Annotated in this window: 12 protein-coding genes and 1 pseudogene; 6 read left to right on the top strand and 7 right to left on the bottom strand. The window is 58.3% G+C overall.

Features of this window, described 5'->3' with window-relative positions; translation table 11 throughout:
* Positions 1-34: 34 nt before the first annotated feature.
* Positions 35-1,549 carry an ABC transporter substrate-binding protein gene (locus DKT70_RS09035; RefSeq protein WP_111558841.1) on the bottom strand — a complete coding sequence of 505 codons (1,515 nt, stop codon included), beginning with the start codon at positions 1,547-1,549 and terminating at the stop codon, positions 35-37.
* Positions 1,550-1,663: 114 nt separating this feature from the next.
* Between DKT70_RS09035 and DKT70_RS09030 the strand changes: the two genes are divergently transcribed.
* Complete coding sequence (locus tag DKT70_RS09030; RefSeq protein WP_111558840.1) at positions 1,664-2,452, top strand: IclR family transcriptional regulator; 789 nt, start codon at positions 1,664-1,666, stop codon at positions 2,450-2,452.
* Positions 2,453-2,530: 78 nt separating this feature from the next.
* Here the strand turns inward: DKT70_RS09030 and DKT70_RS09025 are convergent, their stop codons facing one another.
* Positions 2,531-2,809: an SH3 domain-containing protein gene (locus DKT70_RS09025; RefSeq protein WP_111558839.1), complete on the bottom strand. Its 279-nt coding sequence runs from the start codon at positions 2,807-2,809 to the stop codon at positions 2,531-2,533.
* A 521-nt stretch (positions 2,810-3,330) separates the two neighbouring features.
* Positions 3,331-3,651 carry a DDE-type integrase/transposase/recombinase gene (locus DKT70_RS18810; RefSeq protein ID WP_111558838.1) on the bottom strand — a complete coding sequence of 107 codons (321 nt, stop codon included), beginning with the start codon at positions 3,649-3,651 and terminating at the stop codon, positions 3,331-3,333.
* A gap of 551 nt (positions 3,652-4,202) precedes the next feature.
* Between DKT70_RS18810 and DKT70_RS09015 the strand changes: the two are divergent.
* From DKT70_RS09015 to DKT70_RS09000, 5 genes and pseudogenes are all read left to right on the top strand, one after another.
* A pseudogene (locus DKT70_RS09015) lies at positions 4,203-4,959 on the top strand (IS5 family transposase).
* A 282-nt stretch (positions 4,960-5,241) separates the two neighbouring features.
* Positions 5,242-5,385, top strand: a complete 144-nt coding sequence (locus tag DKT70_RS18020; protein WP_158529985.1) for a hypothetical protein — start codon at positions 5,242-5,244, stop codon at positions 5,383-5,385.
* Between the two features lie 43 nt (positions 5,386-5,428).
* The gene (locus DKT70_RS09010) at positions 5,429-5,692 is read left to right on the top strand and encodes a hypothetical protein (RefSeq protein WP_111558837.1); all 264 of its coding nucleotides are present in this window, start codon (positions 5,429-5,431) and stop codon (positions 5,690-5,692) included.
* A gap of 185 nt (positions 5,693-5,877) precedes the next feature.
* A complete protein-coding gene (locus DKT70_RS09005) occupies positions 5,878-6,459 on the top strand; it encodes a biliverdin-producing heme oxygenase (protein WP_111558836.1) in 582 nt (193 codons plus the stop codon).
* A 54-nt stretch (positions 6,460-6,513) separates the two neighbouring features.
* Complete coding sequence (locus DKT70_RS09000; RefSeq protein ID WP_111558835.1) at positions 6,514-8,661, top strand: histidine kinase dimerization/phosphoacceptor domain -containing protein; 2,148 nt, start codon at positions 6,514-6,516, stop codon at positions 8,659-8,661.
* 12 nt (positions 8,662-8,673) lie between these two features.
* Here DKT70_RS09000 and DKT70_RS08995 read toward each other — a convergent pair whose 3' ends face one another.
* The 4 genes from DKT70_RS08995 to DKT70_RS08980 form a co-directional block, all read right to left on the bottom strand.
* Entirely contained in the window at positions 8,674-9,126 is a 453-nt protein-coding gene (locus DKT70_RS08995; RefSeq protein WP_111558834.1) for a response regulator, read from the bottom strand.
* The gene (locus DKT70_RS08990) at positions 9,123-10,235 is read right to left on the bottom strand and encodes a PAS domain-containing protein (RefSeq protein WP_111558833.1); all 1,113 of its coding nucleotides are present in this window, start codon (positions 10,233-10,235) and stop codon (positions 9,123-9,125) included. The genes DKT70_RS08995 and DKT70_RS08990 overlap by 4 nt, the downstream gene beginning before the upstream one ends.
* A gap of 696 nt (positions 10,236-10,931) precedes the next feature.
* Positions 10,932-11,990 carry a hypothetical protein gene (locus DKT70_RS08985; protein ID WP_111558832.1) on the bottom strand — a complete coding sequence of 353 codons (1,059 nt, stop codon included), beginning with the start codon at positions 11,988-11,990 and terminating at the stop codon, positions 10,932-10,934.
* Between the two features lie 672 nt (positions 11,991-12,662).
* The gene (locus DKT70_RS08980) at positions 12,663-13,484 is read right to left on the bottom strand and encodes a DUF1236 domain-containing protein (protein WP_199559559.1); all 822 of its coding nucleotides are present in this window, start codon (positions 13,482-13,484) and stop codon (positions 12,663-12,665) included.
* Positions 13,485-13,793 lie beyond the last annotated feature (309 nt).

The raw sequence follows: 13,793 nt of genomic DNA, 5'->3' as shown, positions 1-13,793 counted from the left end.
GGAATGCCGCCCCGGTCGGGCCGGATTGGTGGCCTCAGTTCCAGGTCATCGCGTGGAAGCGCAGGACCTCGTCGGCGGTCGGGGTATAGGCGACCTCGTCCGTGGTGACATAATTCGTGTTGTACGAGAACATCGGCGCCCAATAGGCCTGATCCGCAATCCGCTGCAGGGCCGTGCGGTAATGTTCCTTGCGTACCTCGGGATCGGTCGAGCTGTCGGCGATGTCCAGATCGGCCAAGACCTGATCGTCACGGGCGTCGTCCAGTTCGCCATGCTTGAAGTACTGGCTGACCATGGCCGAGGCGTCATTGACCGAGAAGGACCCCCAGGTCTGGAACGAGATCGGCACCTCGCCCTTCATGTTCAGGTCGCGCAGCGCGGAATATTGCAGCATCTTGAAATCGGTCCGGATGCCGATGGCGTTCAGATAGCTGGTGATCGCCTCGGCGTATTCACGGTCGCGATAGGCATAGAACTCGGTCGTGAAGCCGTCGGGATAGCCCGCCTCGGCCATCAGTTCGCGCGCCTTTTCAGGGTCGTACTCGTATTCGGTCACGTCCTGCGCGCAGCCGAACTGGCTGGGAAAGCAGGCGGTGTGAATCGGGATCGACTTGCCCTTCAGCAGCTGGTTGACCAGCTCCTCGCGGTTGATGGCGTGATTGACGGCCTGGCGCACCTCGAGCTTGGTGAAAGGGTTGTCTTCGCCCGATCGACCGGCGGCATCCATGGCCAGATAGCCCACCCGCATCGTGCTTTCGTTCGAGACGTTGAAGCCGTCCATCTGGGCCATGCGTTCGGCCTGATCCGAGGGAACCTGCCAGATCAGGTCCAGCTGGCCGCTGAACAGCTCGGCGATCTGGGTGTTCACGTCCGGAATGGTGCGCACATCGATATTGCCGATCTGCGGCTTGCCCTTGGGGCCGTCGAAATAGTCTTTGTTCGCCTCCAGCACGAAGTGCTTGCCGGGATCGACGCTGACGACCTTGTAGGGGCCGGTGCCGATGGGCTTGAGACCCATTCCCGAGGGCCCGACCTGGGCATAGTAGTCCGACGGATAGATCGAGACCGGACCCGAGAGGTATTCCAGCGCCGCGGGGAAAGGCTCCTTGGTGATGATGCGCACCGTGTAATCGTCGACCTTCTCGGCGTGGTCCATCCAGTTGACATTGCGCTGCGTGACGGCGCCGTTGCTTTCATCCGCGACGAAATCGACGGTATAGACGACGTCATCGGCGGTGAAATCGCTGCCGTCGTGGAATTTCACGCCCTCGCGCAGCTTCAGCTCCAACGTGGTGTCGTCGATCCAGCTCCATTCGGTCGCAAGATTGCCCTTGTATTCGCCGGTCTGCGGATCGGCATAGATCAGCCCGTCCCAGATCGCGCGTTGCAGCACCACCCCTTCGCGGGCCGAGTTGAAATAGCTGTCGACGCTTTCCAGCTCCTTGGTGAAGGCGGCGCGCAGCGTGTCGTCGGATTTGTCGGCATGGGCCATGCCTGCGGCAAGGATGGCCAACGTCGCGACCGTTCCGGTCAGAAAACCTTGTTTCATCATCTTCTCCCCGATTTTTCTTATTTGTCGTATCGCAATGCGATACACTTAATTGAATTGCACTTAGGTAATCAGGCGAATCAACGATCCGTCAAGCCTGCTGTCACGAAGGGGATGAAGAAATTGGCCGATGCTGAAAAACGTGACTCGCTTTTCGTGGGCACCTTGGCCAAGGGGCTGCGGGTGCTGCGCGCCTTTGACGAGAGCAATACCGAGATGAGCCTCGGCGCCTTGGCCGAGCGAACGGGCATGGACAAGAGCGCGGTCCAGCGCCTTGCCAACACGCTGCATGTCGAAGGATGGCTGAACAAGGATCCGGCGACGCGCCGCTTCCGGCCGTCCCATGCCTGGCTGGAGCTGGCCTATGCCTATTACTGGTCCGACCCGCTGGTCGGCGCGGCCATGCCCAAGCTGATCGAATTGTCGCGCAGTCTGGGCGAGACGATCAACCTTGCAGAAATATCCGGCGATCACATCCTCTATGTCTCGCGCCTGCCCTGCCACCGTACCTATTTCGCGGCGTCGATCATCGGGCGGCGATTGCCGGCCCTGTCGACATCAGTCGGGCGGGCGATGATCTCGACTTGGTCCGAGGAGGAACGCGAGATTGCCATCACGACCTGGCCGCTGAAGGTCTTCACCCCGCGCACCACGCAGGATCGCGACCAGATCCGCGCAAACATCGCCGACGCGGCCGCGCAGGGCTTCGCGATCTCGCGAGATCAGATGATCCTAAACGAGATCGGCATTGCCGCGCCGATCATGGGGCCGGACGGGCGGGCGCTGGCGGCGGTGCAATGCTCGGTCTCGGCCTATGCCTGGGACGATGAGCGCATCCGACGCAAGATCCTGCCGATGCTGCTGGACACGGCGAATGCCATCTCGCCCCACGCGCGCGGTTGAACCCTTCTGGGCGCGGCAATCCTTTACGGCCGGGCAGACCTGAGGCGCGCCCCGGTCGCCTGGCGATCTGCCGACGCCTCAGCGATGCGCCAGATAATCCGCAGCGACATAGCCCGCGACGCTTGGCCGGTCCGTCAGGTACACCCAGCACCAGACCTTTCCGGCATTCGTCACGCAGTTCTGCCGGGTCAGGCGCGTACCATCGGGAAGACCGATGATGATCTCATGATCCAGCCCCGGTCCCTTGCGAAGTTTCAGAAGATCGTCCGCTCCGACACCTTTGACCACCGCGCCCGAGCCGACCGTGCACGCGGTCGCGATCACGAGGGAGCAGAGCGCTGCAAGATAAGGTCGCATTGTCAGTCCTTTGCCGTTTCCCCCGTCATACGGCAGGATGGGATGAAATGGCAGTGCACAGAAGATACGGTAGAAAAGATTTTGCGGAGGGCGCGCTGCCACGGTTCGGGCCCGGCGCGGCGGCGATCACCGCGCCGGCCAAGCTGATGCGCAGGGATCCATCGGCGCCGGCGCGGGGTGCCGCCCGCCCGCGTCCGGCGGGCTCAAACCCTCATCTACGCGCGGCAGGGACACAAATTATGCGTCGAGACGCAGGGTGCCGATGACCGCTTCGACTTCAAGCGGCAATATGATTGGACCTGCCCGGTTTTTGTGGAGAGCGTTTAGCTCAGTTCCCGGGCCTTTCGCACGAAGGCGATCAAGGTTTGGAAGCCGAGCGATGAATATCGCCTGACGGGGTTATGGAACCCGTCGATGTATCTGGCGACGGTGTTTTTAGCCTGGTGGCGGGGTTGCCAGATGACCGGTCAAACGAACTCGGACTTGAGGGTCTTGAAGAACATCTCGACCATCGCATTGTCCTAACAGTTCCCGCGCCCGCTCATCGAGATCAGAATGCCCCTTTTCCGGAGCAGGGCCTGATAGTTGACAGAGCAATATTGCGATCCGCGGTCGGAATGGCGAACCAGTCCCGACGCAGGGTTGCGAGCCACCAAGGCGCGTCGCAGGGCCTCTGCAACGAGATCACGCTTCAGGCGATCACTCGTGGCCCAACCGACGACGCGTCGCGACAACAGGTCCAAGACGATGGCAAGGGGGAGCCAGCCCTCGACCGTCCAAATATAAAGGATGTCGGCCCCCCATTTCCGGTCAGGGCCATCTGCCGTGGAGTCCTGCGCCACGAGGTTGGTCGCGACGGGACAGGCATGTTCGCTGTCCGTCGTGCTCTTGAAGCGCCGCGTCGGACCGCGGGATCAAACGGTTCTCACGCATTGGCCGCACCCTGCGATGCAGCCCGATCTCATGGTCTTCACTGACGAAATTGCAGGTTGCAAGCACGGGCTGCCATAGGTGCCGTTCGATAGCGCGAATGCGGTGCGGATATGCGCGAAATAAACCATGTCCTGCTGCTGGCGGCGAGAGGCCGATGGTCCTGCTAGGCGGAGAAGCTGCTCTGTCTGACCCCAAGAACGCGGCACATCCGGCTGATCGGGAAGCTGGCCTTTTCCACCTCGATGAAGTCGAAGGTCATCGACTTCCTCCTTGCGCGTAGAAGGCCGCAGCCGTGTTCACCGCAACCGTCTTGTTCCGACTTTGAACCTGAATGTGTCCGAAGCCTAGTTAGTCCATTCTCCGCAGACGGCCCCCGCCCGACGCACGACATTATCTAGGCTCCAGACCCATTGATTTCAGTCCGTTGCGGTGATTCAGGCTTCGCAAGGAGACCTGATCTATGAGCAATCTTTACTGGCTGGCCGAGGCGCGGATTGAGCGCTTGAAACCGTTTTCTCCAAGAGCCATGGCAAGCCCCGGGTTGACGATCGAAGGGTTCTGCGTGGCATAATCTTCATCAATCGCAATGGTTTGCGTTGGTACGACGCGCCTGGGGAGTATGGTCCGGCCAAAACTCTCTGCAACCGCTGGAAACGCTGGAGTGAAAAGGGCGACTTCGCCCGAATCATGGCGGGCCTGGCCGCCGAAGGCGCCGATCACAAGACCATCATCATCGACGCGACCTGTTTGAAAGCGCACCGCACGGCCTCCAGCCTGCGAGTCAAAAAGGGGGGCGTGCTCGCCAAATCGGGCGCACGAAGGGCGGCATGAACACGAAGTTACATGCCGTCACTGATGCGAAAGGCCGCCCGATCCAGGTCTTCATGTCGGCCGGACAGGTGAGCGATGACACCGGTGCAGCCGCGCTGCTGAGTAGCCTGCCGAAGGCGGATTGGTTCTTGGGGGATCGTGGATAGGATGCCGATTGGCGACGACAGGCGTTGAAAGACAACGGGATAAAGGTTTGCATCCCCGGTCGAAAGTCACGCAAGAAAGCCGTGAAACATGACAGGCGACGGTACAAACGACGCAACCGGATCAAGATCATGTTCGGCCGCCTGAAAGACTGCAGACGCGACGCAACACGATACAACCGATGCCCCGAGACCTTCCTCTCCACAATAGCTCTCGCAGCAACAATCCTCTTCTGGCTCTGAGACTCAATGAGGCTGGAGCCTAAGGGCAGACCAGATTTCACCACAATTACAGAGCCTGCAATACCACTACGACAATGGCCTGATTTCATCGAAGCAGGAATCAGCATTGTCCCGATCCAACATCCCGGGCGCAATTGGCCGAGTGCCGGTAGGCAGGGTTACAGCAGAGCGGCGGACCACAAAAAACAGGAAACATCAAAAAGCCGCCCAGCTGACCGTATCCTTCTGCCCTGTGCAACAAATCCCGACAACTTGTCCAAATGGACACGCTACACAAGAGTCATGTATGCACATATCAATCTTTGGATGCAGTTCTGGGCGACGGGAACTGCGAACCGATTGGTCACGGCGCAGCTCAAAAGCCGCTTGACCTTGTCACGGTTGGAAGCTGCAGACTTTACTTTTTCTCACGGCAAGAAAGGCTGAAAGCCGAAAGGCACTTACATGCCCCGCCCGCTTCAGATGCCCAATGATGACAATCGTGTTGCGACGCCTGTTCCTGTCGGCAGGTGTCCCGGAGGCCCAGGTCGATCAGGCAGTGCAGCAATTTCTGATCCACGATGTCGTACCGCCGATCACCTCAGAAGCCCACTATCGTATCGCCAAGGCCACCTATGTCGCAGTGGACAGATCCCTTCAATCGGATGACATCAACAGTCCGGTGGCCCGCTACACGATGCAGTTGGGCCTGCAGCTGAGCGAATGGGAAAACGCTCATCCCGGAATATCCTGAGGCGCATGGCACCAAAACGACCCGATGCGCGAGCATGGCCATAAAAGGCATCGCGAACCGCGCGTTCAGCCAGTACATGCCCGCTCTCTCCGTAGAAAGTTCGCAGAGCCGATGCCGTTAGACTGCATGCTTCCCCGGCAAGGATGCCCAAGCAATTTGGAAGATGCTAGGAAGGACATGATTGGATGCAGATCGATACAGAGACTATTTTGATGACACATTCAGATCTGCGGACCCTTATGCGCAATAGAAGCGCTGATCTGCATTGGGCGCTGGACACCGGCATAGGCTCCTTGACCGATCATAGGGCATATCAGGCCTATGTCACGGGAAGCCATTGTTTCCGCTCTGCCCTGGAACCGGCTATGGCCGAAGCCGAGGCTCTGACAGGATGGCAGCCGTTGTTTTTGGCAAAAGAACTGACGCAGGACATGCGTCAGCTTGGTTTGACTGCATCGGCACCGCCAACGGCTCCAAAGCTTGGCGATTGCGCCTCCATGCTTGGGGCCCTTTATGTGTTGGAGGGATCGTCGCTAGGGGCCGTGCTCTTGGCGCGCAGAGCTGCAGCCTTGGGCTTCGACCCTGAAAGTGGAGCAAAGCACCTTGCTCGCCAGACATCCGACCCGCGGCGCTGGAGCAGATTTCAGGCGTTTTTGCAGCAGCCGGGCATTGATGCCGATGCTGCCTGCAAAGCAGCGCGCGCTGTATTCAGCCTGGCTTTGACCGCGTTCCGTGTGCCGCACCCCGCGCTTGCCAACCCCGGCTGACAAGCATCTTTTAGCAATTAGACACAGCTCTCCCATTTGCGTAAATAATCTGGCATGATCGAAAAAAACCCCGTTCACGGCGCCTCTGCCTCCAGCCTCGAATTGACCGCCTGTGATCGCGAACCGATTCATATTCCCGGATCCATTCAGTCTTACGGCCATCTGCTGATCCTTGATCGCGATCTGCTCGTGAAGGGCGTTGCCAGCAGCGAACCCGGTCTTGCGGAGATCGCACCTGACACTCCGCTGAAGGCGATCCTGGGCGGCAAGTTTGCCGACCTGCCCTTGGGCGACATGGAATTCGGTACGGGCGCCCAAGCCATTCAAAGCCTGCAGGCCTTTGAAAAGCACTGGGACGTGCTGGCCTATCTCAGTGGACCTTACGTGATGCTCGAGCTTGTTCCGGCAAGCGACTCCGGACAGCTGGACGCGAAATTCCTGAGCCGGATGCAGACGCTCGACAGCATGCTGGAGCGTTCAGCATCCCTGTCCGATCTTTATCGCAACGCCGCAGAGGCTTTCCGTCAGTTGACCGGACATGCACGTGTTCTGGTTTATCGCTTCATCGAAGGAGATGCCGGAGTGGTCGTCGGCGAAAGCCGGGCGGCGAATTCGGACAGCTTCATGAACCACCATTTTCCAGCGAGCGATATTCCCGTTCAGGCGCGTGCCCTGTATGTTCGCAACCGCATCAGGGTGATTGCGGATGCGCAATCGCCCGTGCAGCCGATCACCGGAGAAGATCCCGGCATCGCGACGGTGGATCTCAGCGACTCCATGCTGCGCAGCGTGTCGCCCATCCATCTGCGTTATCTGGGAAACATGGGGGTTCGATCGTCGGCTTCCATGTCCATCGTGCAGGACGGGATGCTGTGGGGACTGATCGCATGCCACGATCCCGAACCGCGCAACCTCTCGGTCGTCACCCGACTGGCCTGTGTCAGTCTGGCGGAAAACCTGTCGCGCCAGATCCGTCTGCGTGAAGAAACTCTTCTCTACCGTGAGCGGATTCGCCTGCGGTCTGCCGAAGATGCGATCATGGCCAAACTGGGTCCCGAGGAGGATCTGCCTGTCTTCTTCGCCAACGCGGCACCGGTGCTGGCGGATCTGGTCGGGGCCACGGGATTTGCCGCAATTCAGGGGACCGAGGTGTTTACGCATGGCGAATGCCCTCCTCCTCAGGATCTGCGCGCCATTGCCGACAAGCTTCGCGAAACGGCGGCTGCGCGCCCCTATGCGACGTCCCGTCTGGGGGTTGATCAACCCGGCCTGACCATCAGGCAGGATATTGCTTCGGGTGTCCTGGCCGCGACCATGTCCACTGAAATACCGACCGTCCTGATCTGGTTGCGGGCCGAGGAATTGCAGATGCTGACTTGGGCCGGCAATCCACACAAGGATGTCACCCTCAAACCCGGAGCCGAACTGGAGCCACGCGTCTCTTTCGAGGCTTGGTCAGAACAGGTGCGCGGCCGGTCCCGCACATGGAGCGCGGGCGAGATCGAAGCAGCCGGACGTCTGGTCAGGCTGCTGCTGGAAGCCAGAAGCTCATTGCGCATCCGCCGTCTGAACGCCGAACTGTCGCTTGTCATTCGGGAGAATGAAAGCCTGCTTCGACAAAAGGATTTCCTGCTGAAGGAGGTCAATCACCGCGTCCAGAACAGCCTTTCTCTGGTGGGATCGTTCCTTCGGCTGCAGGCGCGCGGTGCGCAACCCGATGTCCGCGCGCAGCTCGAGGAGGCTCAGGGTCGCCTGACGGCGGTCAGTCTGGTGCATCGTCGGCTCTATCAGGATGATCGTGCGGAAATCGTGGATCTGTCGATCTATCTCGACGATCTCTTGCGCGACATGCGTTCATCATTGGATGCGCGCTGGAGGACATTGATCGAGGGCGAGTTCGCGCCCATCCTTGTCTCGGCGGATGCAGCGGTGACGATCGGGCTGCTGGCGAACGAAATCGTCGCGAATGCCATCAAATACGCCTATCTTGGCGAACCGGGGCCGATCTCCATCACCTTGGCCACATGGCGGGATGGCTTCCGTCTTCAGGTCACCGATCGAGGGGTCGGATCGGACGGCACGGTGCAAGGCACCGGTTTCGGCACGCGGATGATCGAGGCGCTGGCATCGCAGCTTGGCGGAACCATCTCTGTCGAGGAAAACAATCCCGGTCTGCGTGTTTCCATCTTCGGGCCGATCTGAGAATAAGAAAATTCAGCCGCGGCTTGGACGGTCAGCGCTGCGCCGAGCGGGTGTGAATTCGGACGGTATCTGCCCCTCTGTCCGGCCTGAGAGCAGGTCGTGAATGAAGCCAAGCGCCGCTGTGAAGCCCGAAGCTGAAAAAGGCTTGCCGATGGTACCAAGCAGGCCGTCATACTCCTCGGGAACCTTTTTGGCATTGGCAGTCACGAAGACGATGGCGGCCTGCGGCCAGCGTGATCGAATTTCGTGCCCGACCTCCAGTCCGGTCGCCCCCCCTGCCAGCTGCATGTCGACCAATGCCAAGTCTGGCACGTCACCCATCGGAAGGGCGCGGACATCTTTCAGCGAGGTACAGCTTGCCACGACTCGGTGGCCGGCATCCTCGATGATCATCTCGACATCCATCGCGATGATCAATTCATCCTCGACTACAAGGATTGAAAGCTGCCGATTGGGAAGGTTCATGAGAGGTCTCTGGTAATGGAAAGCGTAACCTGAAGATCGCCCGCGTCAGATTTCTTCCAATCGACGCTGGTATGTGACTGCGATGCCAGCCGCGTGATGATCTGCTCGGCCACGCCACTTGGTGAATAGCTATCTTCGGTGTGTTCCAGTTGTGCATTCGAGATTCGAAACGTCAACTGCACTCGGCTGCCCTCGGCTTGGGCACTCACGTCCAGACATCTGTCCGACGCTTCACTTCGGGCCTGAACCATGTGGTTGAGGATCTCGTTGACGACAAGTCCCAAGGCCGACGCCTGTCCTGCCGGAATTTCGGCTCGATGAAGATCCGCCCGGACCCGCAGGTGCGATCCGGCAGAGTGCTGTGCCAGATCAGATGCGATACCCACGGCATAGGATCCTATGTCGAAGCGTGTCACATCGATGTCTTGATAAAGATTGCGGTGAACAGTCGAGATCGCATCAACCCGTGACATCATCAGGCGCAGCATTCGCGCGGTTTTGGCATCACCGGCAGCCCTCAGCTCCATTCGCAGGATCGAGCCGATCATTGTCATGTTGTTCTTCACCCGGTGGTCAACTTCGTGCAAGAGCAACTGCTGCGCCTCGACTGCCTCTCGCAATTCGGAAACCCGCTTTGCGACCTCGGCCTCGACAACCGCCTTTTCTCGCGAAACGCGATCCTGCCGATCGATGCGATCGGTGATATCCATCTGCGAAGCAAAGAAAAATCGGATGGTCCCCGCCGTGTCACGCACCGGACTGACATAAAGCGCATTCCAGAAGGGTGTGCCGTCCTTTCGATAGTTGAGCAGATCGACCGAGGCATCGTTGCCCTGCGCTATCGCTTTCCGAACCGACGCAACGGTTTGGCGATCCGTTCCCGGTCCCTGCAAGAAGCGACAGTTTCGGCCGATCAGTTCGTCACGTCCGTAGCCGGTCAGGTCTTGAAAGGACATATTGGCAAAGACGATGGGATTGTCGGGCTGATTGGGATCGGTAATGATCATCGGCATACGGGTCGAACGGACTGCGGCAGCGAACGGATCGCCGCGGCCATGCTCGTAATGCAGGGCCTCGGTCAGTGTCCAGTCGTCCTTCTGCTTTTCCATGCCAGGCCCAAACTCTGTCTTGAACAAATCCGATCTAGAGATTTGGTTCCTCGTCGGGTTGTAGGCCAGTCAAGCCTGCACGTACCAGACATCATTTGATTGCTGAATGCAGGGGTTGGTAGGCTCGCCAGATCAGCATATTTGATCCGTAAGCCTGCAGGGAAAAAGGCGCAGAATGTCAGCTTTCAGGGCTGGCACAGCTTTGTCAGATGCGCAGGCGCGTTGGTTATGGAGGGGTGCTGGCCTATTGCAACCTCCAAAATCTGATAGCGAAACGCTGTTATATGCGTCAAACCTGCGGGCCTTGGGTATCGGGCGGCTAAGTCTCAGGTCGGCGGGAGTTTTGATTTATTTCAACCAGAGCGTAGTGGCTGGCAATTATCACCCCAAAATACCGGACCCTGACATGCTGGGAATCATAAACAATTGCGTCCCTTTGCGACATCCCGTCGATGATAATGTCTCGTAGCTAGCAAGTGACTTGCAAGAAAGCCCCTCGCAACAGGATTTATGAAGGCCCGCCATTGCTATAAATGGTGGTATTCCGTTGTTCCCGGCAAGGGTTTTCATGCAGCAGACATATTTGCAGGGAAAGATAATAGTATTTTTCATATTGGAATTGCGAACACAACGATTGGGAAATGGTACAGCCGCCGCATCGCGCGGCGGCTGCCAGTTCTTGGGGCAACTCGACCGTTACAAGATGGCCCGCGCGACGCGGATCAATTGAAGAAGTTCATAGTCCGAGTCGTCCAACTCGACCAGCTGGCCGTTCACAACCGCATAATTTTGATCCGCACCGGGACGAGGCAGGCGGTAGAGTTCCACCAATTCATCTTGTGTCAGCGCCGCCGTCGGAGCGACCGGGGCACCAACCATGCCATCCGTCACCCTGGCCATTTGATTGACCAACAGAAGTGATCTGTAATCTTGATCATCCAGCAATACGGGCATCCCGTCGATCAGCCCATAGCGCTGGCCTTCGGGTGCAGGGTCCAGACCATAGAGCATCTCGATCTCGTCCGATTGCAATAACAGCAGATTGGGGTTCGGATCGATCTCACGATCGCGGCGCAGCCATTCTTCTCGCCGTTCAATCCAAAGATCGTCATAGCGGTCATCGTCATAGGACGCCCATTCGTCATAACCTACACCGTTCTTTGCCAGACCCGGCGGCACGCAGGGTGGGTCCTTCTTGGCCAGGCCCGGTGGGCAGTTGCGATAGGTGATCAGCTCGTCTTGCGGTGTTTCGGCAATCAGCAACTGCGGTGTGGCCAGACCCAAGGCCGATCCTCCCAAGATCAATGCCATATCACGCCCTGAAGGTGCAGAGATGGAGGAAATGCGTTTTACCTCAGCTCTGCGCTCGTCGTCGGTAAAGGCGCGACGCCCATTGCCCTTGGCGGAGTTGCCGGTCGCTGCTTTTTTGATGCTTTTGGGTCCGCCAGCGTGTTCAGGCTTACCACCGTTGCCCGCGCGATCATGGCCCTTCCCTGGCTTGCCTTTACTTTTGCCACCGCCAGCGTTGGACTTGCCATGGCCGTTTCCCTTGGCATTTTTGGGCTTATGGCCGTTGCCCTTGCCAGCATTCTGACCGTTGCCCTTTCCGTTCCCGTTGCCTTGAACCAGCCAAAGCTGCGGCCCCTGCCCGCTACCGGCATATATCGATCCGGCCTGCACGTGAAAGGAATTTGCCAGCGCCGGAGCCGAGGTCAGTGACAGTGCCAAGGCACCGCTCATCAAGATTGATTTCATGTCAGCCACCCTTTGTTTGCCAAGGTAACGTCAAGACAGGTCGCGACGTTCCGCCACGGACCTTTCCCAGATCGTCCATCGATCATCGGGATATCCTGACCGAGCCTTCACCTTGGCGGGTCAGCACCGAAGCATCCGACACTGCGCGTAAAAGCTTTGGCGCCGATCATGCATCGTAAAGGGGTGTTATGGTGCGGATTTGCGCAAGATAAGCTATGTCCTGCTGCTGGCGACCACAGGCTGGGCGGTTCTGCCAAGCGAAGAAGCCGTTCTGGATGACCCCGCAAACACAGCGCATTTGACTGATCGGGAAGAAGGCCGCGGCTTGTCGAAGACAGCCTTCCGCAATGGACCTAAATCAGGTAGGCGGAGAGGTGTGCGAACATGCATGGGCCTCGCAACGACAAAAGCCCGACCAGGAGAGCTGGGCTAATGAAGGATGCTTCCAAAAGAAAACATCGTCACAGAAAATCCCGCTGCTCACTATGCAAAAACCACTGGACAACAAACCTTTCGCGGCGGGGCAATTTGCACCCGCTCGAACGGTGATAAAGCACAGGTTTCCATTTGGATCTACGTGTGGAAACGCCCGGCGTTCAGATCCCATTTGACAGGATCGAATAACGCCGAGCGAGAGCGATTGCGCCTCAGCTCAAATTTTGAGCGTGCGATTTAGCGGTAAATATATACGATATTGCGGTTCTCGGGATTGATCAGAACGGTTTGCCCGTTGATCTGGGCATACCGATAGTCAGGCTGCTCGGGAATATCGTAGACCGTCACAGTCTCCGGAACTCCCGCTCCGACGACTACTTCACCTTCCAAGTAAACGGGGTCAACAGAGTTGGTGGTGACATAAGTTGTCACCTCTTCGGTCGGCTCGACATTGGCGGCCGATGCACTGGTTCCACCGATGGCAGCCCCTGCCACGGCGCCGACCGGCCCACCGATCAATGCACCCATCGCTGCGCCGCCAATGCTGCCGACGGCCACATCCTGGCCGGTATCGCTCTCTTCGACCGGTGCTTCGATCACAGCGACGCCTACCGTTTCGCGGTTCGGGTAAAGGGATAGCACTTCATCTCCGGCCTTGACGTTCAGGTAGTCGCCATAGGCCCAACCCTGCAGGTCACCCGAGCTCACTTTGCACCAATTCGCGCTATCGATACATCCCTCGACCATGACATCTGCATCGGTCGTAATGGCACCGATCACCTCATGCTGAACACCGGGACCGGAACGGACGTTCAGATCGGTGGAAACGGTCGCAGACGTTTGCGCAAATGCCGCTCCGGAAATCATCAAAGCAGCAAATGTAGTACTAACAGCCAGTTTTTTCATGACGTTCTCACAATTTTCTCTGTTTTGCATCAGTATCAAACTGGCAGAATAACTTTCGACCGGATCAGACAGTTCCCCATCTCGCATTCCGCTTCTCGATCCAAATATCTCTGGAACAAGAAGTTCGCGAAAACGTCCCCGTAGATAGACCATTTCTTGTCCAGTATTGGCATAATAAATACTGCGGTTAATTACTCAGCCAAAGCCCAGAAGCCGTGGGATGCTGAGGTGTATGACACCACGGTTTGATGGTGCGACCCGTTTTCTCAAAGAAGGGGGACTGCGGGAGCAAGGATCTTCGCGGAAGCGCCACGACCACGGCTCCAGACGACCCATCACCCCAGATGGTTACAAGCGATATAGGTGCTGAGCTGATCCACGTTTCATCGGACGCTTAATACGGCAGTGCAATTTGACGCGCCCTACTCATCGTTCCACTGTCGGCCTGCTGCCCGGTGCACA

It is taken from the genome of Paracoccus sediminilitoris (genome assembly GCF_003259195.1).
In the GTDB taxonomy this organism is placed as follows: domain Bacteria; phylum Pseudomonadota; class Alphaproteobacteria; order Rhodobacterales; family Rhodobacteraceae; genus Paracoccus; species Paracoccus sediminilitoris.
Note: the sequence above shows the minus strand (reverse complement) of the source record. Positions and strands in the feature narration are given on the sequence as shown.

Excerpts from the sequence above, each read along its gene's own strand:
- DKT70_RS09035 (WP_111558841.1), bottom strand. The coding sequence starts at position 1,549 with ATGAAACAAGGTTTTCTGACCGGAACGGTCGCGACGTTGGCCATCCTT.
- DKT70_RS09030 (WP_111558840.1), top strand. The coding sequence starts at position 1,664 with ATGAAGAAATTGGCCGATGCTGAAAAACGTGACTCGCTTTTCGTGGGC.
- DKT70_RS09025 (WP_111558839.1), bottom strand. The coding sequence starts at position 2,809 with ATGCGACCTTATCTTGCAGCGCTCTGCTCCCTCGTGATCGCGACCGCG.
- DKT70_RS18020 (WP_158529985.1), top strand. The coding sequence starts at position 5,242 with ATGTATGCACATATCAATCTTTGGATGCAGTTCTGGGCGACGGGAACT.
- DKT70_RS09010 (WP_111558837.1), top strand. The coding sequence starts at position 5,429 with ATGATGACAATCGTGTTGCGACGCCTGTTCCTGTCGGCAGGTGTCCCG.
- DKT70_RS09005 (WP_111558836.1), top strand. The coding sequence starts at position 5,878 with ATGCAGATCGATACAGAGACTATTTTGATGACACATTCAGATCTGCGG.
- DKT70_RS09000 (WP_111558835.1), top strand. The coding sequence starts at position 6,514 with ATGATCGAAAAAAACCCCGTTCACGGCGCCTCTGCCTCCAGCCTCGAA.
- DKT70_RS08995 (WP_111558834.1), bottom strand. The coding sequence starts at position 9,126 with ATGAACCTTCCCAATCGGCAGCTTTCAATCCTTGTAGTCGAGGATGAA.
- DKT70_RS08990 (WP_111558833.1), bottom strand. The coding sequence starts at position 10,235 with ATGGAAAAGCAGAAGGACGACTGGACACTGACCGAGGCCCTGCATTAC.
- DKT70_RS08985 (WP_111558832.1), bottom strand. The coding sequence starts at position 11,990 with ATGAAATCAATCTTGATGAGCGGTGCCTTGGCACTGTCACTGACCTCG.
- DKT70_RS08980 (WP_199559559.1), bottom strand. The coding sequence starts at position 13,484 with ATGGTCTATCTACGGGGACGTTTTCGCGAACTTCTTGTTCCAGAGATA.